This window comes from Plantactinospora siamensis (genome assembly GCF_042434095.1).
In the GTDB taxonomy this organism is placed as follows: domain Bacteria; phylum Actinomycetota; class Actinomycetes; order Mycobacteriales; family Micromonosporaceae; genus KBS50.
This window is the reverse complement of the sequence record NZ_JBHLUE010000019.1, coordinates 332,199-358,042: the sequence shown is the minus strand read 5'-3', so window position 1 is coordinate 358,042 and position 25,844 is coordinate 332,199. Positions and strand designations below refer to the sequence as shown.

The window sequence follows — 25,844 nt, the reverse complement described above, 5'->3', positions numbered from 1 at the left end:
CAGCTCAGCCGACCGAGGTGACGGGGTGAGGCGCGCCGCTGCCCTCGTCGTAGTACTCCACGAGATAGCGTGGGCCGAGTTCGGCCGCGAGCTGCCTGGCCAGTCGAAGGCCTTCCTCCCGGAACTCCAACTCGCTTCGGGCGTCAGGGAAGCCCGAGGCCGTCGGGTCATCCTCATCAAGGGTCGCATCGTAACGCTGCGCCCAAGCCATCAGCCCGTCGACAAGCCCGGTGGAGATGGGCAGCGACGTGGGATCGGTGTTCTCGCTCGAAGCTGGCCGCCGTAGCCACAGCGGAAAGCAGCCGTAGTCGGCCATCACCCGCAACGCATCTCTCTCAGCGTCCAACCGGATTCGCCCCCACGATGAAGCCGTTGTTCCCGACCGACACGGCCAGCCGGTATGTCTTTCCCTCGAACAAGACCTCGTATATCGGTCGGCTCCGCTGCAGGCCGATCTGCTTTCCCGTGGTCACCGCGGCGAACACGAGGTCCCCGATTTTATCCCGTACGACGCAAACCTTGTCGAAGTCGCCGGCATGGCGATTGAGGAGGTGCTGGAGACCCGCGCGGTCGTTTCCGTTCTCGAGAAAGACGATCCGGCCCTCCGCATCCCGGCCGATGTGGACCATGTCCTCGGGATTGTGCTTCACGCCCTGCCGCCTCAGCTCGTCGAGCAGTTGGTCGCGGCTGTTCCGGCCGGGTCGACCCGGGCCAGATTCGCCGCGACGGAGACGGCCGAGGATCTGCTTGAGCCGCTCGATGAGTTGGGCCAGTCGCCGGGTGGTCGGCAGCAGCGCCCGGAGGCTGCTCAGCAGGCCGTTCAACCAGCGCGCGATCTTCGCGGCCCACGAGGCGACCAGGGTGCTGACCTGCTCGACCACGAGGGGAGTGGCGATGCCCAGGGTGGCCGCCTCCTCGGCCGCGTACGTGATGAGCCGCGAGACGCACGTGGCGATGGCGTCCCGGACCAGCAGCCGGACCGCGGCGATCAGCGCCCCGGCGCCCTCGGTGATCAGCGCCATCGCCTCGGCCGCGCCGGCCAGCCCGGCGACGGCCTGCTGCTGCTCGTTGGCCCAGGTCCGGTACGCGTCGCTGGCGGCACCGCTCCACTCGGTCAGGTCGAGCCGGACGCTGGTCGCCGCCTGCTGGGCCTGCTGATGCAGGCTCGTGGCGACGTTGCGCCAGGTCTGCGCGTGCCCGGCGATGGCGCCCGGGTCGCCGGCGAGCCAGTCGAGCGCCTGGCTGAGTGGCTTGACGTGCTCGATGATCCAGGCGACGCCGTACTGCAGCAGCGTGCCGATCGGGTCGGAGACGGCGGCCAGGGCGTCCAGTCCGGCGCCGATCACGCCGAGTCCGGTGTCGATCCAGCTGCCGAAGCGGATCCCCTGGTTGATCAGCTCGATGTCCTCGGCGATCCAGACGCCGGACCAGGCGTCCACCGGCGTGTCCAGCCGGCCGGCGACCAGCGGGTTGACCGTCATCGCTCACCGTCCGTGCCCGAGCCGTCCCCGTACGGTATCAGCTTGCATCGACGGGCCTCGACCCTCGGAAGCCGGCGAAATCCGGCTGCCGCCCGGCCGCTCCCCGCGTAGCCTTCCGGCGTGCTGATCACCACCGAACGCCTGGTCCTGCGGGACTGGCGCGACTCCGACCTGCCGGCCTGGGCCGCCATGAACGCCGACCCGGCCGTCCGGGAGTACCTGGGCCCGGTGCTCACCCCGGAGCAGGCCGCGGCGTCGGTCCGCAACTTCCAGTCGGACCTGGACCGGAACGGCTTCGGGTTGTGGGCGGCGGAGGTGCGCGACACCGGCGAGTTCATCGGCTTCACCGGTCTGGACCGGGTGGACGACGGGCTGCCGGTGACCGGGATCGAGGCCGGCTGGCGGCTGGCCCGATCGGCGTGGGGGCACGGGTACGCCACCGAGGCGGCCCGGGCGGTGCTGGCGTACGGCTTCGAGACCCTGGGGCTGGCCGAGATCCTGGCCATCACGGCGGCCGGCAACCTGCGGTCCCAGGCGGTGATGCGCCGGCTCGGCATGACCACCGACTCGGCCGACGACCATGACGACCCCGACGCCCCGGAGGGACCGTACCGCCGCCAGGTGGTCTACCGGGTGAGCCGCGAAGCCTGGGCCGGCGGGGCGGTCGCACCGGGGCCGCCGACCGGCCGGTAGGTTGCCGGGCATGGTGGAGGCGGCGGCCGGTGGGGCCGTGGAGATCTGGACCGACGGCGCGTGCAGCGGCAACCCGGGCCCGGGCGGCTGGGGCGCGCTGCTGCGGTACGGCGGGCACGAGCGGGAGCTGTGCGGCGGCGAGCCGGCCGGCACCACCAACAACCGGATGGAGCTGATGGCCGCCATCCAGGCGTTGGAGAGCCTCACCCGGCCGGTCACCGTGCGGCTGCACACCGACAGCACGTACGTGCGCAACGGCATCACCGGCTGGCTGGCGTCGTGGAAGCGCAACGGCTGGAAGACCGCCGCCAAGCAGCCGGTGAAGAACGCGGACCTGTGGCAGCGGCTGGAGTCGGCGTGCGCCCGGCACGACGTCACCTGGCTGTGGGTGAAGGGCCATAGCGGGCACCCGGAGAACGACCGGGCCGACGGCCTGGCCAACCGCGGCATGACCGAGGCCCGCGCCGCCGCGGCACCGGCCCGGGCGCGCGGATGAGTTAGCGGCGTTATGGCCGCGCCGGCCCGGGCGCGCGGCTGAGCTAGCGGCGTACGGCCGTGCCGAGCACGTGCGGGGCCGCCGGCACCGGCACCTGGGTCTCGGGGAAGCGGAACCGGTCCAGCGCGGTGACCTCGAACCCGGCGGCCTCGATGGCCCCGATGGTGTCCCGGGACGTGTGGCAGCCGCCGCAGAACAGCGGCCAGACGGTGGCGTCCACCGCCCGCTGCACCCGGCGCAGCCCGCCCGGCCGCTCGGCGCGGACATGCTCCAGGAACCGCACCTGGCCACCGGGCCGCAGCGCCCGACGGCCCTCGGCCAACGCGGCGGTCTGGTCCGGCACCGAGCAGAGCACCAGGGAGAACACCACCGCGTCGTACTCGCCGTCGGCGGCCGGCAGCGCGTCCGCCACCCCGTCCACGACGGTGACCGGCACCGGCGCGGCGGGTGCCGCCCGCGCCGCGGCCGCCCGCAGCCGCGGCTCCGGCTCGACCGCCAGCACCCCGGTCACGGTCGGCGGGTAGTGCGGAAAGTTGCTGCCGCTGCCGGCGCCGACCTCGAGGACCCGGCCGGCCAGCCCGGCCAGCAGCCGGTGCCGCAGCTCGGCCCCGCCGGCCGCGTCCAGCCGCACGATCTGCCGCTCGAACATCCGAGCGAACATCGGATGCGAAACCTTCGTGGCCACCGCGCCGCCTCCGTCCGTCGAGGTCCGTCCAGATTGCGCAAGATCAGGGTACGCGAGCCGCGCACCCCGGCGGGCGGGCCGAGCGGGTAGCATGGGAGGCAGCGCCGACGAGTGCCGTCGGCGAGCCACTGCTGGCGCTCGCCCGGAAGGAGTGCGGAGACATGCCTGCTGCCCGTCGCCGACCCCTGCGAGTACGCCGAGTAGTAGCCGTATCCGTCGCCTGACGTACGGCTCGATCCCAGGCTTTCCGGCGCGGCCGCCGTACCGGCCGATCATCGCGCGCGTCCCCACCCGGCCGCCGCCGTCGTGACCCGACGGCGCCCGGGTCGGCGCCGCGCCTCGTCGTGCTTCCCCTGCCTGAGAGGCGTTCTCGCACCATGCCCGCTACCTCGCGCACCGACCTGCGCCCCGCCACCGCCCGCACCGACCCGCGGCCGGCGACCGACCCGCGGCCGGCGACCGGCCCCACTGCCGGCACCGACCCGCGGCCGGCGACCGGCCCCACTGCCCGCACCGACCCGCGGCCGGCGACCGGCCCCACTGCCGGCACCGACCCGCGGCCGGCGACCGGCCCCACTGCCCGCACCGACCCGCGGCCGGCGACCGACCCGCGGCCGGCGACCGACGGCGACGGGCCGAGCCCCGCCGGATCCATCCCCTACGACCACCGGGCCGTCGAACGGGCCGCCCGGGAGCTGTGGGCCGAGCACGACATTCACCGGTTCGACCCGGCCGGCCACGGCCCGGTGTTCAGCGTGGACACGCCGCCGCCGTACGTCTCGGCGTCGCACCTGCACGTGGGCCATGCCATGAGCTACTCGCAGCCGGACTTCATCGTCCGGTACCGGCGCATGCGCGGCGACCGGATCTTCTACCCGATGGGCTTCGACGACAACGGCCTGCCCACCGAGCGGTACGTGGAGAGCAAGCTCGGCATTCGCGCGGCCGACCTGCCCCGGGCCGAGTTCGTCGAGCTGTGCCTGGCCGAGACCCGGACCACCGCGGCCGTCTACGCCGACCTGTGGCGGCGGATCGGCCTGTCGGTGGACTGGTCGCTGCGCTATTCGACCATCGACGACCGGTGCCGGCGTACCGCCCAGGGCGCCTTCCTGAAACTGCACGCGGCCGGGCACATCCGCCGGGGCACCGACCCGATCCTGTGGTGCCCGGAGTGCCGCACGTCGCTGGCGCAGGCCGACATCGACGACCTGGAACGGTCCGGGAAGATCCACGACATCCGCTTCCGGGCGCCGGACGGGTCGCCGCTCACCATCGCCACCACCCGGCCCGAGCTGCTGGCCGGCTGCGTGGCGCTCTACCACCACCCGGGCGACGAGCGCTACGCCGGGCTGCGCGGCGGCACGGCCACGGTGCCGATCTTCGGGTACGAGGTGCCGGTCCTGGCCGACGAGTCGGTGGATCCGGGCTTCGGGACCGGCCTGATGATGGTGTGCACCTTTGGCGACTCCGAGGACGTGGCCCGGTGGCGCCGGGACCGGCTCGACCTGCGGCTGGTGATCGGCCCCGACGGTCGGCTCACCGGGGCGGCGGGGGAGTTCGCCGGCCTGCCGGTCACCCAGGCCCGGACCGCCGTGCTCAAGCGGCTCGCCGAGGCCGGCGCGCTGGGCGAGGGCCGCACGTTGCGGCAGGTGGTGGGCGTGCACGAGCGCTGCGGTACGCCGGTGGAGTTCCAGATCAGGCCGCAGTGGTTCGTTGCCGTGCGCGACCAGCGGGCCGCGCTGCTGGCCCGGGCCGGCGAGCTGACCTGGGTGCCCGAGTTCATGCGGCGCCGGCTGGAGGACTGGATCAACGGGCTGAAGTGGGACTGGAACATCAGCCGGCAGCGCCGGTACGGCGTCCCGTTCCCGGTGTGGTTCTGCGGCCACTGCGAGCGGGCCATCCTCGCGGACCCGGCCGCGCTGCCGGTCGACCCGCTGGCCGACCCGCCGCCGGCGGCCGCCTGCCCCGACTGCGGCGGCACCGACCTGCGCGGCGAGCCGGACGTGATGGACACCTGGATGACCTCGTCGCTCAGCCCGCAGATCAACGACGGCTGGGCCGCCCGCGGCTTCACCGGGGACGGACCGGTGGCGCCGATGAGCCTGCGCGTCCAGGCGTTCGAGATCATCCGTACCTGGCTGTTCTACACCCTCGTGCAGTCGCACCTGCTCTTCGACCGGCTGCCGTGGGAGGCCGTGATGATCTCCGGCTGGGGCCTCAACGAGCAGGGCCGGAAGATCGCCAAGCGCGACCTGGCCGCCTCCACCACCGCCGACGGCTTCAACCGGTACGTCCCCGACCAGGTCATCGAGCGGTACGGCGCGGACGCGCTGCGGCTCTGGGCCGCCCGTGCCCGGATCGGCAACGACCTGCGTTACCACGAGAAGGATGTGCGGACCGGCCGCAAGCTCGCCGTGAAGTTGTGGAACGTGGGCCGGTTCCTCGCGCTGCACACCGGCGCCGATCCGGCCGGGCCGGATCAGCCGCCGACCGGTCCGGCCGGCCCGCCGGCCCCGGGCGGCACGCCGGCGGTGGCCGAGCGGACCCCGGTGGACCGGTGGGTGCTGTCCCACCTGGCCGACACCGTCCGCGAGGCGACGGCCGCGTTCGACGCGTACGACTACACGCAGGCGTACCTGGTCACCTCGCGATTCTTCTGGGCGGTGTTCTGCGACCGGTACATCGAGCTGGTCAAGGAGCGGTTCAACGACCCGGACCGGCACACCCCGGCCGACCGGGCAAGCGCCCGGGCCACGCTGCGGGAGGTCTACCGCACGGTGCTCGGGCTGTTCGCGCCGTTCGCGCCGTTCATCACCGAGGACCAGTACCAGCGGCTGTTCCGGACCCCGGCCGACCCGGTGAGCCTGCACCGCACCGGTTGGCCGGCGCCGCGTCCGGAGTGGGACGGCGACCGGTCCGCGGTGGACGCCCTGGTGACCGTGCTGGACGCGGTGCGATCCCTGCGGGCCCGCGCCGGCCTGCCGGGTCGCGGCCGGCTCGGGGCGCTCGTGCTGGACGCCCGCACGCCGGCCGCCCGGGACCGCGCCGAGACCATCGCCGAACCGTTGCGGGCCGCCGTCGGCGCGGAGTCCGTCCGGCTGGCGCCGGCCGACGAGCCCAGCGGGCTGGCCGACCTGTACCTCGCCGTCGAGCCCGCCGGCTGACGGCCGCGCGGCCGGCCCGCCCGGCGCGCGGCGGGTCCGCCCGGCGCGCGGCGGGTCCGCCCGGCGCGCGGCGGGTCCGCCCGGCGCGCGGCCGGCCCGCCCGACGCGCGGCCGGGCCGGCAGGCTTCCGGCGCGGCAGGTCCAGCCGGCGCCCGGCGTCGGCCCGGGGGTTAGGAAGGGCCCCTTCCGCTACAAAAAGCGATAACAAGGTGCCCTTCCTTCCCGCTCCCGGAGCTTTACCCGTGGGGGGCGCTGGCGGACGATGGGCGGGACATGCGGTGGCGGAGGGATGGGTCATGGCCGAGCTGAGACTGGACCGGGACGCCGCCGGCGGGATCCACCGGGCGGCGCCGGAGGACATCGTGCTGATCGTGCTGCCCGAGACACCGACCTCGGGCTACCGGTGGGCGCTCGACGCGTACGACCCGCAGGTGCTCCGGCTCGACGGCGACGACTACGCCGCCGGGGACGGGACCGGTCGCGGTGGGGGCGGCGAGCGGCGGTTCCGGTTCGCCGCGCTGAGCCCCGGCAGCACGCCCGTACGGCTGGCACGCCGCCGCGATTGGGCCGGCTCCACCGGCGCCGAGCGGTTCGAGACCACCGTGGTGGTTACCGGCGCCTGACCCGGCTCCGGTCCGCGCCCAGTGGCCGACGGGCGTCGGCCGTGCCTCCATGGCCGACGGGCATCGGTCGCGTCTGGTGACCGACGGGCATCGGCCGCGCTTGGTGGCCTACTGGCGTCGGCGCCCCGGCGGCGGACGAGATAATCTGTCCGGCACCGGGGGGCACGATCCGACCTGCGTCACCGGGAGTTGTCTGGCGATGGACACGCCGGCGGTGCGGGAAAGGGGCGGACGGGTGGGCGAGGGGCTCGAGGCCGCGGCCGGCGATACGGTCCTGCGGTCGCGCCCGGCCCGGCCGTTCCACGCCTCGATCGCGGCCCGGGCGACCGAGCTGGCGCCGTTGCGCGCGGACCTGCGGCGCTGGTTGGCCGCCGCCGGCGTGCCGGAGCTGGTGGCCGACGACGTCCTGGTGGCGGTGGGCGAGGCCTGCGCCAACGCCATCGAGCACGGGTACGGGTTCGCCGGGGATCAACGGGTGACCGTGCGCCTCTGGCTGCGTGCCGGACGGTTGGCGGCCGAGATCCGGGACACCGGTGGCTGGACGGAGCCGCGGGTCGACCCGCGGTCCGCCGGTCGTGGCCGGGGTCGGATGCTGATGGACGCCCTGATGGACGAGGCGGACGTCTGCGGCGGCCCGTGGGGCACCACGGTCCGCCTCGGCAGGCGGATCACCCCGGCCGGCTGACCGCGCCGGCTGGTCGCGCCGGCCGGCTGACTACGTCGGCTGGTCGCGCCGGCCGGCTGACCGCGCCGGCTGGTCGCGCCGGCCCCGCACGGACCCCGGCCCGGGGCCGGTCATGGTCGCGATCGCGACCGAGGGTAGGCGGGTGGGCGACGGAAGGTTACCGTTGACTCAGGTCGATTTCCGCCAACCGCTTGCCGCGGCTCGTGCCAGCCGGGCACGGGGAGGTGACCGCCGATGTACTGCGACCAGTGCGGGTGGCCCAACCCCGCCGACGCGACGGTGTGCGGTCGGTGCGGCGCCGGGATCGACCCCCAAGCGCCGCCCGGCCCCCAAGCGCCGCCCGGCCCCCAAGCGCCGCCCGGCCCGGCGCCACGTGACGGCCTGCGCGCCGGCGAGGACGGAGGCGCCGGCCAGGACGCGCCGGTCGTGGGGGAGTGGCCGGCCGCTCCTGTACCGGCCATTCCGGCGCCGCGGACGCCGCTGCCGGAGGAACGGCTGCCGCCCACGGGACGGCTGCCCGCGCAGCGCCGCTGGCCGTCCCTCGCCACCCTGGTCCGCGGGACCGTCGGTCGGAACGTCCCGGCCACCCTGGTGGGGATCGTGGCCGGCTGGTTCAACGTGCCGCTCGTGGTGCTGCTCGGCGCGGTGGGCGCGCTGTTCGGCGGCCTCGCCGGCGCGCTGTCCGGCACGGTGGCCGGCCCGGGCATGCTGCGCCGGATCGACACGATGCTGACCTGGGTCATCCCGCTGCCGATCTCGGCCCGGGAGCTGCTGCCGACCGCGGCGGCCCAGCTGGGCGGGATCATCGGCGGCATTCTGGGCGCCCTGAACGGGGCCACCACGCTGGCCTGGATCGCCGCCGTTTGGCCGTGGGAGGCGCTCTATGCGAACGACCCGATCTGGCCGTGGACCCTCGCGGTCGGGCAGGTCGTCACGGCGCTGGTGGTCGGCGCGCTCTACGTGGCCTACTCGATGGCCACCGAGCGGATGTGGTGGCGGCTGGCCGGCGCCCGGCGGCCGTCCCGCCGGGAGGCCGCCTGGCTGCTGCCGATCCTCGCCGAGGTGACCGGCCGGCTCGGCCTGCGCTCGATGCCGCAACTGCTGGTCCGGGACCACCCCACGCCCAACGCCGCGGCCGGGCACCGGTACGTGGTGGTGCACACCGGCCTGCTCGACCACGTCTCGTACGACCGGCGGCAGGTCGCGGCCGTGCTGGCGCACGAGGTCGGGCACTGGGTGGGCGGGGACGCCCTCGCCCGGGCCTGGTCGCTCGGCGTCACGCTGCCGCTGTATCTCCTCTCCGAACTCGGCTACCAGTTGCTGAAGCGGGAAAAGCTCCGGACCCTGCACTTCGCCCTGCGGGTCCTGCTCTGGCCGATCCGCATCACCGCCGAGTACCTGGTCATCCCGCTCCAGGTGGGCACCTTCCGCGAGGCCGAGTTCCGGGCGGATGCCGTGGCGGCCCGGGCCGGCTACGCCGACCCGCTGCGGGTCGTCCTCGCCGGGATCGCCGGCACCTTCGACGAGCCCCGCACCGGGTGGGAGGAGGTCGTCTACGCCGGCCATCCGCCGATCGAGCTGCGGCTGGAACGGCTGGAGCGGCCCGGCCACCGCTACCCGGTCCGGGAGCATCACCCGCTCTCCCGGGCGCTGCCCGGCTGGACGCCCGGGGTGACGCTGGAGAAGGGCTGGTGAACGCGTGGACTACCCGCCGCTGCCGCCGTTCGAGGTCCGCCCGCGCCGACAGGTGTACCTGGGCCTCGACGTGGTCGACGGCCATCAGCCGTGCTGGTCGGCGCCCGCCGACTCGGTCGGGGTGGTGGCCCCGCCCGGCTACGGACACGCGGCCGGGCTGCTCGTACCGACGCTGATGCACTGGGACGGCGCCGTGCTGTGCGCCGGCACCCGCGACCACCTGCTGCGGGCCGCGGGCGACTGGCGCCGCCGGGTGGCGGCCCGGCGCGGCGGGGACCTGTACGTGTACGACCCGTTCGCCGCCCGGTCCGGCCCGGAGCGGGTGCGGTGGTCCCCGCTGGCCGGCTGCGCCGACCCGGCCGTGGCCTACCGCCGAGCCTGGGCGCTGGTCTCGACCACCGGCTCGGGGGACCGCGCCGACGCGTACCGGGGCACCGCCGCGGCCGCGCTGCTGCGCGGGCTGCTGCACGCCGCGGCGCTCGCCCGCCGGGATGCCGGGGCCGTGCTCGGCTGGCTGGCGGGCCGGGACCTGGCCGAGCCGGTGGGCATCCTGGAACGGGCCGCCGCCGGCGCGGCCGGGTGGTCCGCGGAGCTCGCCGCCACCGCGCGGCTCGCCGACCCCGAGCGGTCGGCCGCGTACGGGCTGGCGCGGCACGCCCTGGACGCGATGGCCGAGCCGCGGGTCCGGGACGCAACGGCCGGCACCACCCTGGACCTCGACGGCTTCCTGGAGTCCGGCTCGACGCTGTTCGTGGTCTGCCAGGCCGATCACCGGCGGGCCGCCGTGCCGCTGGTGGCGGCGCTGGTCGATGCGATCGTGCAGCGGGCCACGGACCGGGCCGGGCGCTCGTCGACCGGCCGGATCGACCCGGGCCTGCTGCTGGTGCTGGACGACCTGCCCGCGGTGGCGCCGGTGGAGTCGCTGCCCGCGCTGCTCGCCGAGGGCGGCGAGCGCGGGATCGTCACCCTGTGGGCAGCGCAGAGCCTGGCCGCGCTGCGCGGCCGGTACGGCCGGGACGGTCAGCAGGCGATCGTCACGGCCAGCACCGCGAAGGCGCTCTTCGGTGGGCTGTGCAACGGCGACGACCTGCGGGACGTGTCGGGCTGGGCGGGGGAGTTCCGCGAGGCGCGGGTCAGCTATTCGAGCGGGCGGTACCTGACCGGCGCGCTGCACCGGCCGGTGCTGCCGGTGGAGACGCTCCAGCAACTGCCGCCGGGGCGGGCCTGGCTGTTCTACCGGTCGGACCCGCCGCTGCTGGTCGAGGCGCGACCAGCCGAGCTGATGGAGCCGTACCGCGTCCGGTCCGGCTTCACCACGGTCCCGGCCCGGGCGCAGCCGTGACCGCGCCGGTGGGTCCGCGGCGCTGCCCGGCCTGCGCCACGCCGGCCCGTCCAGGGGCCCGGTTCTGCCGATCCTGCGGGTCCGCCCTGCCGCAGCGCGATCCGCCGCCCGGCCCGGCGCCGCGCGTTCGGTCGGCGGATGTGCGCGGCGACCCGCCACCGGCTCCGCGGGCGGGCGATGCGGCGTTCGAGCCGCCCGATCCGCCTTCGGGCGATCCGGCCCGAGGGCGGTGGTGGGCGGGCCGCCGGACGCTGCTGCCGGCCGCCGTCGCGGCGGCCGTGCTGCTGCCGGCGGCCGTCGTCGTGCTCGGTGCCCTGGACGGGGCGCCGGACCGCCCGGTCCGGGAGCTGTTCGCGGCGCTCGCCGACCGCGACGCCGAGCGGGCCGGCCGGCTCGTCGGCTGCGCCGCGCCGAGCTGCCGGGACCCGGCGCTGCGCGAGGGGTACGAGCCGCCGACCGACCTGCGGACCGGCCGGGTCGGCTACGGCGATCCTCGGGACGACACCCGCCGCCCCGACCGCAGCCGCGCCTACCTGCCGATCACCTACCGGATCGGCGGGACGGAGTTGAGCAGCACGGTGTGGTTGACCCGGGACCGGGTGGGGTCGTCCCGGCCGTGGCGCATCTCCGACGGCGGGATGGCGATGGTGCTGCTGGTGACGCCGGCCGCGGACCGGGTCCGGCTCGGCGGCGTCACCGTGACGGCCGCGCCCGTGGCCGGCGCCCAGGCCGCCGTGCCGGTGTTCCCGGGCCGGTACGCGGTGGCCATCCCGGCCGACGATCCGCTGGTCACGGCGGCGCCCGGCGACGCCGTGATCGCCGGCCGGCCGGGCGCGCTCGACCCGGTAGCCGTGCCGGTGGCGGTGACCGTCAAGCCGGAGGCCGTCGCGGCGATCCGGATCCAGGTGGCCGCGTACCTCGCCGCCTGTGCCCGGAGCACGGAGCTGAGCCCTCGCGACTGCCCATTCCACGTACCCGGGATCATCCTGTACGAGCGGGACGTCCACTGGCGCGTGCTGGACCAGCCGGGCATCGAGGTCAAGCCGGTCGACGAGCCGCGGTGGGACGGCCGGCGGGCGACGGTGGAAACCGTACGCCCCGGCCGGCTCGAGGTGCGCTACACCTCGATGGTCAGCCCGAACGAGTTCGCCACGACGGTGGAACACCCGGAGGTGTCGGTGGGCGGCACCGTCACGGTGAGCCCGGATGGCGCGCTGACCTGGTCATACTGACCGGCCGGTCGGCACGGCCGGCGACCGGCGAGCGGCCGGGCGGGCAAATCGGCCGGGCGTTGAACCTTTGCCGGTCGCGATCCGAACTACCTGGCAGGGGTCGCGCCGGACGCGGCGCGAACCCACGGCGGATGGAGGGTTCGGATGGTGGTCTCGGTGCTGGTACGCGGTGCGCTGGCGATCGGTACGGCGCTGCTCGGCGTGCTGCTGTGGGCCGGCCACGCGCACGCCGACGTCACGGTCGTCCCGGCCCAGGCGGTCCGGGGCGACGCGGCCGATCTGACCGTCCGGCTCACCGAGGACCGGCCCGGCGCGTACACCACGCGGGTGGAGGTGCGGTTCCCGGCGGACAGCACCGTGGCCGAGGTGTACCCGATGTCGGTGGACGGCTGGGGTCCGAAGATCACCAGCCGGCACCTCGGCCAGGCGGTGCCCGGGATGCACCAGGAGGCGGTCACCGACGTGGTCAGCTCGATCACCTTCGTCCGCGCCGATCGGCCGGCCACCGTGGGCCCCATCGAGCTGGGCGTCTCGCTCGGTCCGCTGCCCCAGGGTGACCGGCTGACGCTGCCGGTCGTGCAGACGTACTCCGACGGCACCGTGGTCACCTGGGCCGATCCGCCCGGCGGCGCGCACCCGGCGGCCAGTATCGCGCTGGTGGCCGGCACGCCGGCGGCCGGGCACGCCGGGCACGGGGACTCCGGCGCCGACCCCGGGGCCGCCGACCCGGGCGTGGCGCAGCCGGCGACGGACGGCTCCGGCGCGTCGCTGGGGCTCACCGGCGAGATCGGCGTGGCGCTGGCCGGCGGCGTGATCGCGGGCGCCGGGGTCGGGGTCGGCTATCTGGTGCTGTCCCGCCGCCGGCGCGAGGCCGCGGCCCTCGACCCGGCCGACGCCGGGGCCGACGCGGAGGACAGCGACCGGGTCGGCGCCGGGCTGGCCGCCGACGACGACAGCGACCGGGTCGGCGCCGAGCGGGCCGCCGGCGACGCGGACGACACCCGGCGGGACAGCGGGGCCCGGGCCGGCGACGGCGCCGCCCTGGTGGGCGCCCGCGGCGGAAAGTCGTCGCCCGGCGCGGGCTGGCGACTGCGGGACTGACCCCACGGCCGGCGTCGATGCGCCTGCCGGCCGGCGCCGAACCGGCCAGCCCGCAGACCTGGACGGGCGCCGAACCGGCCGGCGCTCGTCGCGTCGGCACCGGCCCGTCGGGCTGACCGGCGCCTCAGCGGCCCGCGTCGAACCGGCGGACGTACCGGGCCTGCCAGGGCGTCTCCACGGCCCTCGGGTGGTAGTGCCGCCGGACGAAGGCGACCGCCGCGGCCGGCGGCACCCCGTCGAGCACCGCGAGGCAGGCCAGCGCCGTACCGGTCCGGCCCCGGCCGCCGCGGCAGGCCAGCTCCACCCGGTCGGTCGCGGTCCGCCGCCAGGCCTCCCGCAGCAGCCGGTACGCACCGGCGCGGTCGCTGGGCAGCCGGAAGTCGGGCCAGCGCAGCCACCGGAACTCCCAGGGCGGCGCCGCCGGCGGCCGGCCGAGCAGGTAGAGCGCGTACGTCGGCGCCGGTCCGTCCGGTGGCCCGGCGCGCAGGCCGCGGCCGCGGACCAGCCGGCCGGACGGCAGCCGCAGCACCCCGGGCGCGGCCGGGTCCCAGGGCGCGGTCACCTCAGGCCGCGGCCGTGTGCTCCACCGGCACCCGCTCGTGCTCCGCCGGCGGCGGTGGCGGGGTGCCGTCGCCGAACGGCCGCCCGCCCAGCGCCTCGCGGCCGTGCGGCGTGAGCCAGCCGGACAGGTCGGGGCCCAGCGGCACGATGCCGGTCGGGTTGATGTCCACGTGCACCTGGTAGTAGTGCCGCTTGATGTGGTCGAAGTCGATGGTGTCGCCGAAGCCCGGCGTCTGGAACAGGTCGCGCGCGTACGCCCACAGCACCGGCATCTCCGTGAGCTTGTTCCGGTTGCACTTGAAGTGCCCGTGGTAGACCGGGTCGAACCGGACCAGCGTGGTGAACAACCGGACGTCGGCCTCGGTGATGGTGTCCCCGACCAGGTACCGCTGGTCGCGCAGCCGGTCGGAGAGCTGGTCGAGCCGGTCGAAGAGCCGCCGGTACGCCTTGTCGTAGGCGGCCTGGCTGCCGGCGAAGCCGCACCGGTACACGCCGTTGTTGACGTCCCGGAACACCCCGTCGTTGACCTCGTCGATCTCGTCGCGCAGCGGCTCCGGGTAGAGCTGCGGGGCGCCGTCGCGGTGGTACGCCGTCCACTCGGTCGACAGGTCGAGGCTCATCCGCGCGTAGTCGTTGGTGACGACCTGGCCGGTGGGCACGTCCACGATGGCCGGCACGGTGATCCCGCGCTCGTAGCCGGGGAACCGGGCGAAGTAGGCCTCCTGCAGCCGCTCGATGCCGAGCACCGGGTCCCGACCGCCCGGGTCGAGGTCGAAGGTCCAGCTCCGCGCGTCGTGGGTTGGGCCGGCCACGCCCATCGAGAGGGCGCTCTCCAGGCCGAGGAGCCGCCGTACGATGATCAGGCGGTTGGCCCACGGGCAGGCCCGGCTGACCACCAGGCGATAGCGGTCCGGCTCCACCGGGAAGCCGTCCCGACCGTCGGCGGTGATCCGAGTGGCGATGTACCGCTGGTCCCTGGTGAACTCGCCGCCCGACTCGACGTATTTCCCGCCGGTCTTCCACGACTCCCGCTCGCCGCCGGTCTGCTCGGCCATCTGGTGCCCTCCCGCCGCCTGGTGTTGCGTCCCGTCCCATCATGGCCGATACCCACCCGCCCGGCGTTGACGCACCTGTTGCCCCGGATCTACAACGTTGTAATACTGCCGGCAGGCGCGGCGTGACGCCGCCCGCAGGGGTGGCGAGGAGGTCGGTATGACGAAGCTCGGCGGCGGCAGCACAGCGGCCGGTGCGGCGGAACCGGAGGTGCCGGTCGAGGCCCTCGGCGAGCTGTACCGGGACGGCATCACCGCCTGCCGGGGCGCCTTCCCGGCGGCCTGGATCGACCGGATGGCGCAGGACATCGAGGCGGCCTTCCAGGAGGCGAGCTCCCGGGAGAACGGCCGGGTCGGCCGCGGCCCGCAGCGGTGGTACGTCGAGATCCACCCCGAGCAGCTGCGCGGCTTCGTCGACCTGGTGACCCATCCGTGGGTGGACGCGGTGTGCCGGGCGGTGCTGGGCGACGAGTACGAGATCGTCGAGCTCGGCTTCGACACCCCGTACCCGGGCGCCCGGATGCAACCCTGGCACCGCGACTTCCCGATGCCCGAGGACACCCGGCGGCAGCGCCGGCTCACCTCGCTGGCGTTCAACCTCACGGCGGTGGACACGGTCGAGGAGATGGGCCCGTTCGAGATCGCCCCCGGCACCCAGTGGGACCTCGGGGATGCCTTCGACCACGGGATGTTCCCGGCCCGGGAGCGCTACGACCGGTACGAGGGCCGGGCCGTCCGGAAGTATCCGAAGCGCGGCGACATCTCCGCCCGCTCGGCACTGACCATCCACCGCGGCCGGCCGAACCTCTCCGACACGGCCCGTCCGGTGCTGGTGCTCGGCGTCGACGCGCCGGGCGCCGGCAACGCCGCGCACCACGACATGGCGGTGACCGAGGGCTACTGGGCCGGCCTGCCCGAGCAGGTCCGCGCGCACCTGCGCTGCCCGGTGGTGGACCGGCTCACCCCGATCACCCAGAAACACACCATCGAGGGCCTGGTGATGGGCGCGGACTGAGCCGCGCCGTCAGGGCAGGGCCCGCTGATCCGGTACGGCGCACAGCGGCCCGTACCGTTCGGTGAGTTCGGCCCGGACCGCGGGTAGCCGCGGGTCGGCGTCGTCCGCGACCGGCTGGAGCAGCACCCGCAGCATCGCCCAGTCCTCGACCTCGACGAGCAGCTCGGCCAGCCGCCGGTACTCGTCGGCGCCGGCGCGGCGCAGCCGTTCCCCGACGATCCGGCGTAGCACCGGCCGGGTGCGCTGCCGGTCGGCGTTCGCGATGGCCCGCCGGGCCAGCCCGGCCCAGCGCTGCGAGACCGCGTGCTCGACGAGGTCGTCGAGCAGGGCCGGCACGTCGTGTGGGATGGAGTCGAGGAACTCCAGGGCGACGGCCTGGTCCCACACCCCGCCCGCGAGGGCCTTGGCCAGGATCTCCGTGCGCGACCACGCGTGCCGGTAGAACTCGGCCCGCCGGCGCGCGGACTCCTGTTCCGCGGTGACCAGAGCCGCCCACAACTGACGGTCGTCCACTTCGTCGGTCACGTCATCTCCGTCTGCGGCTACCCGCCGTCCCATCGGCGCTGTCGGCAACATATGGCAGCGCGGTACGGCCCGTCCAGGGGCAGCGTGGTGAGGTGATCGGGCGATCGCGGCGGGACGGCGAGTTCAGGGCTGCGGTCGTCGCTGTCCGCCGACCGCCCGGCGATTCCCCGGGTACGCGGTCCGACACGAGCGCCGGAATCGCCTTCGACAGCGGCCGCGCCGGCCGCATAGGCTGCGGCCGTGGGAAAGCTGCTGTCGGTCAACCTCGCCGTTCCCGAGCCGAACCCGGCCAAGTCGGTCGGGCGGACCGGCATCAACAAGCGACCGGTGGACGGACCGGTCCCGGTCCGCGCCCCCGGCCCCAAGCACGGCGGCCTCGGCAGCGGCCTGGTCGGCGACCAGATCTTCGATGTTCAGAGTCACGGCGGCGACGATCAGGCCGTGTACGCGTACGCCCGTGAGGACTACGACTGGTGGCAGGCGGAGCTCGGCCGAGAGCTGCCGGGTGGATTGTTCGGCGAGAACATCACCACGGTGGGCGTGGACGTCAACGGCGCGGCCATCGGGGAGCGCTGGCGGATCGGCCCGGACGTGGTGCTCCAGGCCACCTTCGGGCGGATCCCGTGCGCGACCTTCCAGTACAAGATGGCCGAGCCGCACTGGGTGAAGCGGTTCACCCAGGCTGCCCGCCCCGGGACGTACCTGCGGATCGTCGAACCCGGGGAGATCCGGGCGGGTGACGAGGTGACCGTGGTCCAGCAGCCGAAGGTGCGGGTGACGATCGCCGAGGGCTTCCGGGCCCTCATGCTCGAACCGGCGCTGCTGCCCCGGCTGCTCGAGGTCGAGGAGCTGCCCGAGGAGGACCTGGCGGAGATCCGGAAGCGGATCGCCCGCTCGACCCGGCAGCGGGACTGACCGACGGCGCCGGTCGTGGGCATTTACTGTTAACAAACTTTATCGTAACCTCGTTCCATCGCAGTAAGTCGATGGGTCTGCCGGCTCGGCGGCCCGTCGCCCGCGACCCGGAGGAGGTCACGATGCGCGTACGGATCCTGCTGCCACTGGCCGTCGTGGGCGGGCTGCTCGGGGGGCTGGCCGTGGCCACGCCCGCGGCCGCCCACGGGTACGTCTCGGCGCCGCCCAGCCGGCAGGCGCTGTGCGCCCAGGGCCGGGTCGCCAACTGCGGACCCATCCAGTACGAGCCGCAGAGCGTGGAGGGGCCGAAGGGGCTGACCAGCTGCAGCGGCGGCAACGCCAGCTTCGCCATCCTGGACGATGAGAGCGTCGGCTGGCCGGCCACCCCGGTGCCGGCCGGGACCGTCACCTTCACCTGGGTGTTCACCGCCCGGCACGCCACCCGGGACTGGACCTACCTGATCGGTGGCGCGCCCGTGGCGGTCGTCGACGGCGGCGGGCGGCAGCCGGAGGCGAGCGTGACGCACAGCCTCAACCTGGCCGGCCGCACCGGGCGGCAGAAGATCCTCGCCGTGTGGAACATCGCCGACACCGGCAACGCGTTCTACTCCTGCATCGACGTGGACCTCGGCGGCACCGGCGGTCCCGGTCCGTCCCCGAGCCCCACCCCGACCCCGTCGGCCACGCCGACCGGGGCGCCCACGCCGACCGCCTCGCCCACGCCGACCGGGGCGCCCACGCCCAGCCCCACGGTCAGCACGCCGCCGACGATCCCGCCGGGCGTACCGGCGTGGGCCGCGGGCACCGCCTACCGCATCGGCGACGTGGTCGGCTACGCCGGCCGGTCATACCGGTGCCGCCAGGCACACACTGCCCTGGCCGGCTGGGAGCCGCCGAACACGCCGGCCCTCTGGTCGCCGCTCTGACCGCCGAAGCGTTAGGAAGGGTCCCCTCCTATACAAAAAGCGATAACAAGGGGCCCTTCCTTTCACTCCCAGGGGGAGCGGGTGCCGTCGAACTCCTCGAAGACCAGCCAGGTGCGGGTGGAGATGACCCCGGGGATGCCCTGCACCTGGTTGAGCACCAGGTCGCGCAGGGCCGCGTTGTCCGGCGCGCGTACCAGGGCCAGCACGTCGTGGTCGCCGCCCAGCAGCGCCGCGTGCTCGATGTAGCGCACCCGGGCCAGCCGGGCGGACACCTCGCGCCAGGTGTTCTGCTCGATCGTCAGGCTGACGTACGCCGAGGTCATCAGCCCGGCCGGTTCGGGCGCCACCTGGGCGCGGAAGCCGGTCACCACGCCGTCGGACATCAGCCGCTCCACCCGGGCGTACGCGTTGGAACGGGAAACGTGGACCCGGTCGGCGAGGGTCCGGATGGAGATCCGGCCGTCCCGGCTCAGCTCGGCGAGGATCCGCCGGTCGGTCTCATCGAGGAGCCGCCCCGGCTCCCCGCCGCCCGCGCCGCCGGGACCGCCCGGCCCGGCCGGGCCCGCGCCGGAACCGCCCGGCCCGGCCGAGCCCGCCCCGGAACCGCTGCCGGCCGGGCCCCCGCCGGCGTCGCCGCCGGGGCGCACGCCGGCGGGTCGGGCCGTTCGTCCGGCGGCGCTGGGCCAATCCCCGGCCGGCTCGGACTGTTGGTCCCGCAAGGTGCCCCCCGAGCGCCGATCGTCCCGACTTGTGTGCTGATCTTGTAACAGAAGTCCTTCAGACGTGAGCATAAGCCAACTACCCGTCCAGGAGGTGCCCGCCGTGACCGCCACACCCCAGGAGGTACGCCGGCCGTCCGTACCCGGTCACCACCCCGACCCGGTCGGACCGCTGCTGCCCAGCCCCGAGCCGGTGCGGATGCTCGACGAGACCGGCCAGCCGGTTTCCGCCGACTATCCGGAGCCGCAGGCCGAGACGCTGCGCGAGATGTACCGCCGGATGGTCGTCGGCCGCCGCTTCGACCAGCAGGCCACCGCGCTGACCAAGCAGGGCCGGCTGGCCGTCTACCCGTCGTCCCGCGGTCAGGAGGCCTGCCAGGTCGGCGGCGTGCTGGCCGTCCGGGACACCGACTGGGTCTTCCCGACCTATCGGGAGTCGATGGCGCTGGTGGCCCGCGGGCTCGACCCGGTCGAGGTGCTCACGCTGCTGCGCGGCGACTGGCACTGCGGGTACGACCCGATGGCCACCCACACGGCCGCGCAGTGCACGCCGCTGGCCACCCAGGCGGTGCACGCCGCCGGCGTGGCGTACGGCGACGCGCACCAGGGCCGGGACTCGGTGGCGCTGGTCTACATCGGCGACGGCGCCACCAGCGAGGGTGACTTCCACGAGGGCATGAACTTCGCGGCCGTGTTCAAGGCGCCGGTCGTCTTCCTCGTGCAGAACAACCGGTACGCGATCAGCGTCCCGCTGTCCCGGCAGACCGCCGCGCCGTCGCTGGCGTACAAGGGCGTCGGGTACGGCGTGCGCAGCGAGCAGGTCGACGGCAACGATCCGGTGGCCGTGCTGGCCGTGCTGAACCGGGCCGTCGAGCACGCCCGCTCCGGCGCCGGGCCGTTCCTGGTGGAGGCGCACACCTACCGGATGGAGCCGCACACCAACGCCGACGACCCGACCCGGTACCGGGACGGCGCCGAGGTGCAGGCCTGGGCCGGTCGCGACCCGATCAGCCGGCTCGAGGCGTACCTGCGGGACCGCGGCGTGCTCGACGACGCGGCGGTGGCCGCGGTGGCCGAGGAGGCCGAGGCATACGCGGCCGACCTGCGGGCCCGGATGAACGTCGAGCCCGCGGTCGAGCCCATGTCGCTGTTCGAGCACGTGTACGCCCGGCCGACCCCACAGCTGGCCGAGCAGGCCGCGCAGGTGCGCGCCGAGCTGGCCGCGGCGCAGGACGACACCGAGGGGGAGGGCTGATGGCTCCGATCACGATGGCCAAGGCGCTGAACGCGGCGCTGCGCGACGCGCTGGCCGAGGACGACCGGGTGGTGGTGTTCGGTGAGGACGTCGGGCAGCTCGGCGGCGTCTTCCGGATCACCGACGGCCTGCTCGACACGTACGGCGACAAGCGCTGCTTCGACACCCCGCTGGCCGAGGCGGGCATCGTCGGCTTCGCCGTCGGGATGGCCATGTCCGGCCTGCGGCCGGTGGTCGAGATGCAGTTCGACGCGTTCGGCTACCCGGCGTTCGAGCAGATCACCTCGCACGTGGCCAAGATGCGCAACCGCACCCGGGGCACGGTGGCCATGCCCATCGTCATCCGGGTGCCGTACGCCGGCGGGATCGGCGGGGTGGAGCACCACTCCGACTCGAGCGAGGCCTACTACGCGCACACCCCGGGGCTGAAGGTGGTCACCCCGGCCACCCCGGCCGACGCGTACTCGCTGCTGCGCGAGGCCATCGCGGACGACGACCCGGTGGTGTTCATGGAGCCGAAGAAGCTCTACTTCTCCGGCGCCGAGACGCAGCTGCCGGCCCGCACCGAGCCGTTCGGCACGGCCGTGGTGCGCCGCCCGGGCACGGACGGCACGCTCGTCGCGTACGGCCCGTCCGTGCCGGTGGCGCTCGCCGCGGCCGAGGCCGCCACCGAGGAGGGCTGGGACCTGGAGGTGGTGGACCTGCGCACGATCGTTCCGTTCGACGACCGGACGGTCACCGCGTCGGTCCGCCGGACCGGCCGGTGTGTGGTGATCCAGGAGGCGCAGGGCTTCGCCGGGGTGGGCGCCGAGGTGGCCGCCCGGGTGCAGGAGCGCTGCTTCCATTCGCTGCACGCGCCCGTGCTGCGGGTCAGCGGCCTGGACATCCCGTACCCGGCGCCCAAGCTGGAGCACCTGCACCTGCCCGGCGTGGACCGGGTGCTGGACGCGGTGGCCCGGCTGCAGTGGGACGACCAGCCGGACACCCGCTGGCTGCCCGCCGCGGAGGCAGCGGCGTGAGCGCGGGGAGTGCGCCGGTTCTGCGAGCGCCGCGGTCGCGGACGAAGGATGGTGCGGCATGACCGCCGCCGTGCGTTCGACGCAGCAGGTGTTCAACCTGCCCGACCTGGGCGAGGGGCTGACCGAGGCGGAGATCGTGGCCTGGCGGGTGGCCGTGGGCGACGTGGTCGAGGTGGACCAGCCGGTGGTCGAGGTGGAGACCGCCAAGGCCGTCGTGGACGTGCCCTGCCCGTACGCGGGCCGGGTGGTGGCCCTGCACGGCTCGCCGGGTGAGCTGCGCCCGGTGGGCCAGCCGCTGATCACCGTGGCGCCGCTCGACGACGGCGCGGACGATGCCGGCCGCGCGGGTGCCGGCGGCGCGGACGATCCCGGCGGCGAGCCGGCGGGGCACGCCGTCTACCGCGAGGAGGAGCGGGCCGGCTCGGGCAACGTGCTGGTCGGGTACGGCACCGGCCACGGTCCGGCCGGGCGGCGTCGCCGTCGGGTCGGCGCCGCCAGGGCGGGTACGGGGCGGCGGGCCGCCGCGGACGACACCGCGGCCTCGACGGCTGCCTTGCCCGAGGGCCACCCGACCGGGACCGGAGCGCCCGTCCCGACCGGCGCCCCGGCGGTGGTCGGCGACGCGTCGGCGTACCGGTCAAGGCTCGACGGTGAGCTCGACGCGCCGCTGGTGATCTCCCCGCTGGTCCGCCGGCTGGCCCGGGAGCGTGGCATCGACCTGAGCGCCATCCGGGGCAGCGGGCCGGGCGGGATGATCCGCCGGGCCGACCTCGACGCCCGTACCGGCGGACCGGCCGGGGACGGCCGCGGAGCGGGGCTGGCTGCGGTGCCCGACCTTCGGCCCGCGGCGACCGCCGCCGCGACGGACGCCGGAGCGGACGCCGGGGCCGACGAGATCGTGATCCCGCTGCGCGGCGTGCGCAAGACCATCGCCGACAAGCTCTCCCGCAGCCGCCGGGAGATCCCCGAGGTCACCATCTGGGTCGACGTGGACGCCACCGGCCTGCTGGCGACCCGGGCCGCGATCAACGCCGCCCAGCCGGACCGGCCGGTCAGCCTGCTGGCGCTGCTGGCCCGGATCTGCGTGGCCGGCCTGCGCCGGTACCCGCAGCTGAACGCCCGGGTGGACGGCGAACGCGGCGAGATCGTGCAGTCCGGCCGGATCCACCTGGGCATCGCCGCGCAGACCGAGCGGGGCCTGCTGGTGCCGGTGCTTGCCGACGTGCAGCGGATGGACACCGGGGCGCTCAGCGCGGCGCTGGCCGAGACCACCGCGCAGGCTCGGGCCGGCACCCTGCCGCCGGCGCGGCTGACCGGCGGCACGTTCACGCTCAACAACTACGGGGTCTTCGGGGTGGACGGCTCGACGCCGATCATCAACCACCCGGAGGCGGCGTTGCTCGGCATCGGGCGGATCGTCGACAAGCCCTGGGTGGTGGACGGCGCCCTGGCGGTGCGCAAGGTGGCCGAGATCAGCCTGACCTTCGACCACCGGGTCTGCGACGGCGGGGTGGCCGGCGGCTTCCTGCGGTTCGTGGCCGACTGCGTCGAGTCGCCCGCGGTCCTCATCGCCAACGTCTGAGCCCAGCTGCGGGGTCTCGCCCCCGTCTGAGCCCGGGCCGCGGGGGGTCTTTCCCGAAAGACCCCCCGCGACCGGCGGGCGGGCCGGAGGATCGGCCCATGGCCGACAACGAGGCGCCCGACTACTTTCAGCCCGCCGGCGGCGCGGTGCTCACCCACCTGCTGATCGTGCGGGATGTGGACCGGTCCCGGGAGTATTACCGCCGGGTGCTCGGCGCCGAGGTGGTGCGGGACGGGTCGCCGGCGATCCTGCGGTTCCACAACAGCTACCTGGTGCTGAACACCGGGGGCGGCCCGACCGACGACAAGCCCGGCGTCCAGGTCGCCGCCCCGGCGGACTCGCGCACCCTGACGTCGGCCATGAACATCCGGGTCACGGACGTGCGGACTGTGTACGCGCAATGGCGGGCCCGGGGCGGCGAGTTCCTCACCGAGCCCATGGACCACGGCGTCGAGATCCGGTGCTACCTGAAGGACCCGGACGGCCACCTGATCGAGCTCGGCCAGGCCACCGGCATCCTCGCCGAGCAGGGTCGCCCGCCCGCCGCCTGAGCGTAGCCGTACGGCCGGAACCGCTCGGAGACGCCGGCCACCGCCACCCGGCGTCCGCCGACCCGGGCGCTGTGGCGCTCCCCACAGGACTGCCGCGCGATGTCGCCGCGTGGCGGCCGGAGAATCGTCAGTGGCCCACCATAGCGTCACCGTGTGCCCTCCCAACAACACGAAGCGTTGATCGAGCTGTTCCGGCACCGCCCCGCGCTCGCCACCGAACTGCTCACCGGCCCGCTCGGCATCCCCATCCCTGCCTACCAGCAGATCCACCTCGACTCCGGTGAACTGCCCGACCTGATCCCCACCGAATACCGCGCCGACGCTGTCATCACCCTGCTCCGCGGCGACCACCCCGTCCTGTCCGTGGTGATCGAGGTCCAACTCCGCCCGGACGGGCGCAAACGCCGCAGCTGGCCGGTCTACCTCACCACGCTGCACGCCCGCTCCGGCTGCCCGGTCATGCTGCTGGTCGTCTGCGCCGACGGACGCACCGCCACCTGGTGCGCCAACCCCATCACCATCGGCCATCCCGGCTGGATCCTGACCCCTCTCGTGGTGGGCCCGCACCGCATCCCGGCGGTCACCGACCCCGTTCAAGCCGGTGACAACCCCGAACTGGCCGTCCTGTCCGCCCTGTCCCACGGCGCCCACCCGGACCGGGACAAGATCCTCCACGCCCTGGTCAGCGGGCTGAACACCATCGATCGAGACCACGCCGCCCTGTACGCTGACGTTGTGCTCGCCGCCCTGCCACAGGCGGCCCGGCACCACCTGGAGGCCCTGATGATCAGCTCGACCTATGAATACCAGAGCGACTTCGCCCGCCGCTACTTCGGCCAGGGCAAGGCTGAAGGAATCGCCGAAGGCAGGACGGAAGGCAAGGCCGAAGGAGAGGCCACAGCTCTACTGGCGGTGCTCGCCGCGCGCGGCATCGACGTCTCCGACGCGGCCCGCCAGCGGATCACCGGATGCACCGACACCGACCAGCTCGAAACCTGGATCCGCCGCGCCACCACCGCCGCCTCGATCAACGACATCCTCGACTGACGCCGCTCACGCACGGCCGGCCGCGGGCTGGGACACCGGCTGCGGATCCGCCGGCCGCGGATCGAGTACGGGTCATCGCGCGAAGGTGCCGACCATGTTCGCGCTGGCCAGCTCGATGTCGGCGACGGCCCGGTGTACGTCCGGCGCCTGCGGCTGGCCGTCCAGCGGGAGCGGATGGTCGACCGCGAACAACCGGAAGAAGTACCGGTGCGGGTCGTCGTTGCGCGGCGGCCGCGGCCCGCCCCAGCCGGCGGTGCCGAAGTCGTTTCCCCACTCCCGCCCGCCGGCCGGCACCTGCCCCTCGGCCGCGCCGGTGGACCGCGGGTCGATGCCGGTCACCAGCCAGTGCAGGAACGGAACCCGCCCGGCGTCCGGATCCTCCACCAGCAGCACCAGCTCGGTGGCCCCGTCGGGCACCCCCGACCACTCCAGCGGCGGCGAGATGTTGCCGCCGTCCCGGGAGAACCGGTCTGGCAAGAGGTCGTGGTCGTTGAAGGCGGTGCTGCGGATCAGGATGCCTGCCATGCGTGCCTCCCGTCGTGACGACCGCGCGTACCCGTGCTGCCGGGCCGCAAACGAGCGGCCGCGACCGAGGCGTCCGTGCCGCGCGGGGGGCGGCCCGGTCACAGCTGCGTGACCACCAGGTCCAGCCGGCGCGGTCGGCCGGGCGCCGGGTCCGGCGCCTCGACGGTGTACGACAGGTCCCGCAGGGCCGTCACCAGCTCGTCCGGGGTCCGGGGCCGGACGCCGGCGATCAGCAGGTCCCGGACCAGCCGCCCCTTGGTGGCCTTGTTGAAGTGGCTCACCACCGACCGGCGGAGCTCACCGCCGACCCGCTGCTCGTGCAGCACCCGCACCGCCACGGTCCGGTCGGCCAGCTCGCCGGTGGGCTGCCACATCGAGGCGTACCCGGTGGAGCGCAGATCGAGCACGAGCCGGCGGCCGGCCGCGGCCGGCAGCGTCGCGGTGAGCTCCCGCCGCCAGTACGCGCCGAGCGGGCCCACCCCGGGCAGCCGGGCCCCGGCCGAGCAGCGGTACGGCGGCACCCGGTCGGTCGTCCGCAGCACGCCCCAGAGCGCCGAGAAGATCAGCAGCGACCGGCCGGCCAGCCGGCGGGCCGGTGCGGGCAGGGTGGCCAGGCTCAGCGCGTCGTACAGGACTCCGCTGTAGAGCCGATCCACCCGCAGCGTGGCGGCCGTGCGCAGCCGCGCGTTGCGGCGCAGCTCGTCATCCTGCCCGGGAGAGAGGCCGAGCGCGGCCCGGGCGAGGTCCGGCTCGCCGGCGCTCAGCTCGACCAGCGCGTCCAGCACGGCGGCCCGGGCCGGGCTGAGCTCCGGAGCGGACAGCGCGGCCGGGTCCAGCGGGCGGCCGGCCCGGGCCGGGACGGCCTTGCCCTCGGACGGCGGCAGCAGCACGAGCATGGATCGACCCCCACCGGCGCGCGCGGGCCCGCCCGTCGGGCCGGGCGTCACCGACCGGC

25 protein-coding genes and 1 pseudogene are annotated in these 25,844 nt (G+C 75.0%); 17 read left to right on the top strand and 9 right to left on the bottom strand.

Annotated features, from left to right (window positions below; all coding sequences use genetic code 11):
• Window positions 1–4: 4 nt before the first annotated feature.
• Window positions 5–316 (bottom strand): immunity protein CdiI family protein, encoded by a 312-nt coding sequence (locus ACFFHU_RS24035; protein WP_512699505.1) that lies wholly within the window; start codon window positions 314–316, stop codon window positions 5–7.
• Window positions 317–335: 19 nt separating this feature from the next.
• Window positions 336–1,481, bottom strand: coding sequence for a WXG100 family type VII secretion target (locus ACFFHU_RS24030; RefSeq protein WP_377342466.1), 1,146 nt, complete (start codon window positions 1,479–1,481; stop codon window positions 336–338).
• A gap of 120 nt (window positions 1,482–1,601) precedes the next feature.
• Between ACFFHU_RS24030 and ACFFHU_RS24025 the strand changes: the two genes are divergently transcribed.
• On the top strand, window positions 1,602–2,174 hold the full coding sequence (locus ACFFHU_RS24025; RefSeq protein ID WP_377342465.1) for a GNAT family N-acetyltransferase: 573 nt from the start codon (window positions 1,602–1,604) through the stop codon (window positions 2,172–2,174).
• A 10-nt stretch (window positions 2,175–2,184) separates the two neighbouring features.
• Window positions 2,185–2,670 carry a ribonuclease HI gene (gene rnhA / locus ACFFHU_RS24020; RefSeq protein WP_377342464.1) on the top strand — a complete coding sequence of 162 codons (486 nt, stop codon included), beginning with the start codon at window positions 2,185–2,187 and terminating at the stop codon, window positions 2,668–2,670.
• A gap of 43 nt (window positions 2,671–2,713) precedes the next feature.
• Here rnhA and ACFFHU_RS24015 read toward each other — a convergent pair whose 3' ends face one another.
• Window positions 2,714–3,331, bottom strand: a complete 618-nt coding sequence (locus tag ACFFHU_RS24015; RefSeq protein ID WP_377342463.1) for a class I SAM-dependent methyltransferase — start codon at window positions 3,329–3,331, stop codon at window positions 2,714–2,716.
• A 401-nt stretch (window positions 3,332–3,732) separates the two neighbouring features.
• Here ACFFHU_RS24015 and ACFFHU_RS24010 point away from each other — a divergent pair, with 401 nt between their 5' ends.
• The 7 genes from ACFFHU_RS24010 (at window position 3,733) to ACFFHU_RS23980 (ending at window position 13,197) form a co-directional block, all read left to right on the top strand.
• A complete protein-coding gene (locus ACFFHU_RS24010; RefSeq protein ID WP_377342462.1) occupies window positions 3,733–6,519 on the top strand; it encodes a valine--tRNA ligase in 2,787 nt (928 codons plus the stop codon).
• Between the two features lie 296 nt (window positions 6,520–6,815).
• Window positions 6,816–7,142, top strand: coding sequence for a protease inhibitor I42 family protein (locus tag ACFFHU_RS24005; RefSeq protein WP_377342461.1), 327 nt, complete (start codon window positions 6,816–6,818; stop codon window positions 7,140–7,142).
• Between the two features lie 235 nt (window positions 7,143–7,377).
• Complete coding sequence (locus tag ACFFHU_RS24000; RefSeq protein ID WP_377342460.1) at window positions 7,378–7,827, top strand: ATP-binding protein; 450 nt, start codon at window positions 7,378–7,380, stop codon at window positions 7,825–7,827.
• 426 nt (window positions 7,828–8,253) lie between these two features.
• Entirely contained in the window at window positions 8,254–9,522 is a 1,269-nt protein-coding gene (locus ACFFHU_RS23995) for a M48 family metalloprotease (RefSeq protein ID WP_377342459.1), read from the top strand.
• 4 nt (window positions 9,523–9,526) lie between these two features.
• Window positions 9,527–10,864, top strand: coding sequence for a type IV secretory system conjugative DNA transfer family protein (locus ACFFHU_RS23990; RefSeq protein ID WP_377342458.1), 1,338 nt, complete (start codon window positions 9,527–9,529; stop codon window positions 10,862–10,864).
• A 140-nt stretch (window positions 10,865–11,004) separates the two neighbouring features.
• On the top strand, window positions 11,005–12,096 hold the full coding sequence (locus ACFFHU_RS23985) for a hypothetical protein (RefSeq protein ID WP_377342457.1): 1,092 nt from the start codon (window positions 11,005–11,007) through the stop codon (window positions 12,094–12,096).
• Between the two features lie 144 nt (window positions 12,097–12,240).
• The gene (locus ACFFHU_RS23980) at window positions 12,241–13,197 is read left to right on the top strand and encodes a DUF1775 domain-containing protein (RefSeq protein ID WP_377342456.1); all 957 of its coding nucleotides are present in this window, start codon (window positions 12,241–12,243) and stop codon (window positions 13,195–13,197) included.
• A gap of 124 nt (window positions 13,198–13,321) precedes the next feature.
• Here the strand turns inward: ACFFHU_RS23980 and ACFFHU_RS23975 are convergent, their stop codons facing one another.
• Complete coding sequence (locus ACFFHU_RS23975; protein ID WP_377342454.1) at window positions 13,322–13,759, bottom strand: protein-tyrosine phosphatase family protein; 438 nt, start codon at window positions 13,757–13,759, stop codon at window positions 13,322–13,324.
• 1 nt (window position 13,760) lies between these two features.
• Window positions 13,761–14,813, bottom strand: a complete 1,053-nt coding sequence (locus tag ACFFHU_RS23970; RefSeq protein ID WP_377342453.1) for a glutathione S-transferase family protein — start codon at window positions 14,811–14,813, stop codon at window positions 13,761–13,763.
• A 157-nt stretch (window positions 14,814–14,970) separates the two neighbouring features.
• Here ACFFHU_RS23970 and ACFFHU_RS23965 point away from each other — a divergent pair, with 157 nt between their 5' ends.
• Window positions 14,971–15,825, top strand: coding sequence for a phytanoyl-CoA dioxygenase family protein (locus tag ACFFHU_RS23965; RefSeq protein ID WP_377342452.1), 855 nt, complete (start codon window positions 14,971–14,973; stop codon window positions 15,823–15,825).
• 9 nt (window positions 15,826–15,834) lie between these two features.
• On the opposite strand, the gene ACFFHU_RS23960 is transcribed toward ACFFHU_RS23965, so the two are convergent.
• Window positions 15,835–16,350, bottom strand: a complete 516-nt coding sequence (locus tag ACFFHU_RS23960) for a hypothetical protein (protein ID WP_377342451.1) — start codon at window positions 16,348–16,350, stop codon at window positions 15,835–15,837.
• 240 nt (window positions 16,351–16,590) lie between these two features.
• Between ACFFHU_RS23960 and ACFFHU_RS23955 the strand changes: the two genes are divergently transcribed.
• Both ACFFHU_RS23955 and ACFFHU_RS23950 read left to right on the top strand, forming a co-directional pair.
• Window positions 16,591–17,265 (top strand): MOSC domain-containing protein, encoded by a 675-nt coding sequence (locus ACFFHU_RS23955; RefSeq protein ID WP_377342450.1) that lies wholly within the window; start codon window positions 16,591–16,593, stop codon window positions 17,263–17,265.
• A gap of 122 nt (window positions 17,266–17,387) precedes the next feature.
• Window positions 17,388–18,191, top strand: a complete 804-nt coding sequence (locus tag ACFFHU_RS23950; RefSeq protein WP_377342449.1) for a lytic polysaccharide monooxygenase — start codon at window positions 17,388–17,390, stop codon at window positions 18,189–18,191.
• 62 nt (window positions 18,192–18,253) lie between these two features.
• Here the strand turns inward: ACFFHU_RS23950 and ACFFHU_RS23945 are convergent.
• Window positions 18,254–18,706, bottom strand: a pseudogene (locus ACFFHU_RS23945) (Lrp/AsnC family transcriptional regulator); the annotation flags it as partial.
• A 307-nt stretch (window positions 18,707–19,013) separates the two neighbouring features.
• Here ACFFHU_RS23945 and pdhA point away from each other — a divergent pair.
• The 5 genes from pdhA to ACFFHU_RS23920 all read left to right on the top strand — a co-directional run bounded on the left by pdhA (window position 19,014) and on the right by ACFFHU_RS23920 (window position 24,364).
• On the top strand, window positions 19,014–20,165 hold the full coding sequence (gene pdhA, locus ACFFHU_RS23940) for a pyruvate dehydrogenase (acetyl-transferring) E1 component subunit alpha (RefSeq protein WP_377342448.1): 1,152 nt from the start codon (window positions 19,014–19,016) through the stop codon (window positions 20,163–20,165).
• Complete coding sequence (locus tag ACFFHU_RS23935; protein WP_377342447.1) at window positions 20,165–21,184, top strand: alpha-ketoacid dehydrogenase subunit beta; 1,020 nt, start codon at window positions 20,165–20,167, stop codon at window positions 21,182–21,184. Before pdhA ends, ACFFHU_RS23935 begins: the two co-directional genes overlap by 1 nt.
• A gap of 58 nt (window positions 21,185–21,242) precedes the next feature.
• Window positions 21,243–22,766 (top strand): dihydrolipoamide acetyltransferase family protein, encoded by a 1,524-nt coding sequence (locus ACFFHU_RS23930; RefSeq protein ID WP_377342446.1) that lies wholly within the window; start codon window positions 21,243–21,245, stop codon window positions 22,764–22,766.
• 98 nt (window positions 22,767–22,864) lie between these two features.
• The gene (locus tag ACFFHU_RS23925) at window positions 22,865–23,317 is read left to right on the top strand and encodes a VOC family protein (RefSeq protein WP_377342445.1); all 453 of its coding nucleotides are present in this window, start codon (window positions 22,865–22,867) and stop codon (window positions 23,315–23,317) included.
• 153 nt (window positions 23,318–23,470) lie between these two features.
• Window positions 23,471–24,364: an RpnC/YadD family protein gene (locus ACFFHU_RS23920; RefSeq protein WP_377342443.1), complete on the top strand. Its 894-nt coding sequence runs from the start codon at window positions 23,471–23,473 to the stop codon at window positions 24,362–24,364.
• A 72-nt stretch (window positions 24,365–24,436) separates the two neighbouring features.
• Here ACFFHU_RS23920 and ACFFHU_RS23915 read toward each other — a convergent pair whose 3' ends face one another.
• Together ACFFHU_RS23915 and yaaA are read right to left on the bottom strand one after the other, a co-directional pair.
• Window positions 24,437–24,889, bottom strand: coding sequence for a YbhB/YbcL family Raf kinase inhibitor-like protein (locus ACFFHU_RS23915; RefSeq protein ID WP_377342442.1), 453 nt, complete (start codon window positions 24,887–24,889; stop codon window positions 24,437–24,439).
• Window positions 24,890–24,987: 98 nt separating this feature from the next.
• Window positions 24,988–25,785 (bottom strand): peroxide stress protein YaaA, encoded by a 798-nt coding sequence (gene yaaA, locus ACFFHU_RS23910; RefSeq protein ID WP_377342441.1) that lies wholly within the window; start codon window positions 25,783–25,785, stop codon window positions 24,988–24,990.
• Window positions 25,786–25,844 lie beyond the last annotated feature (59 nt).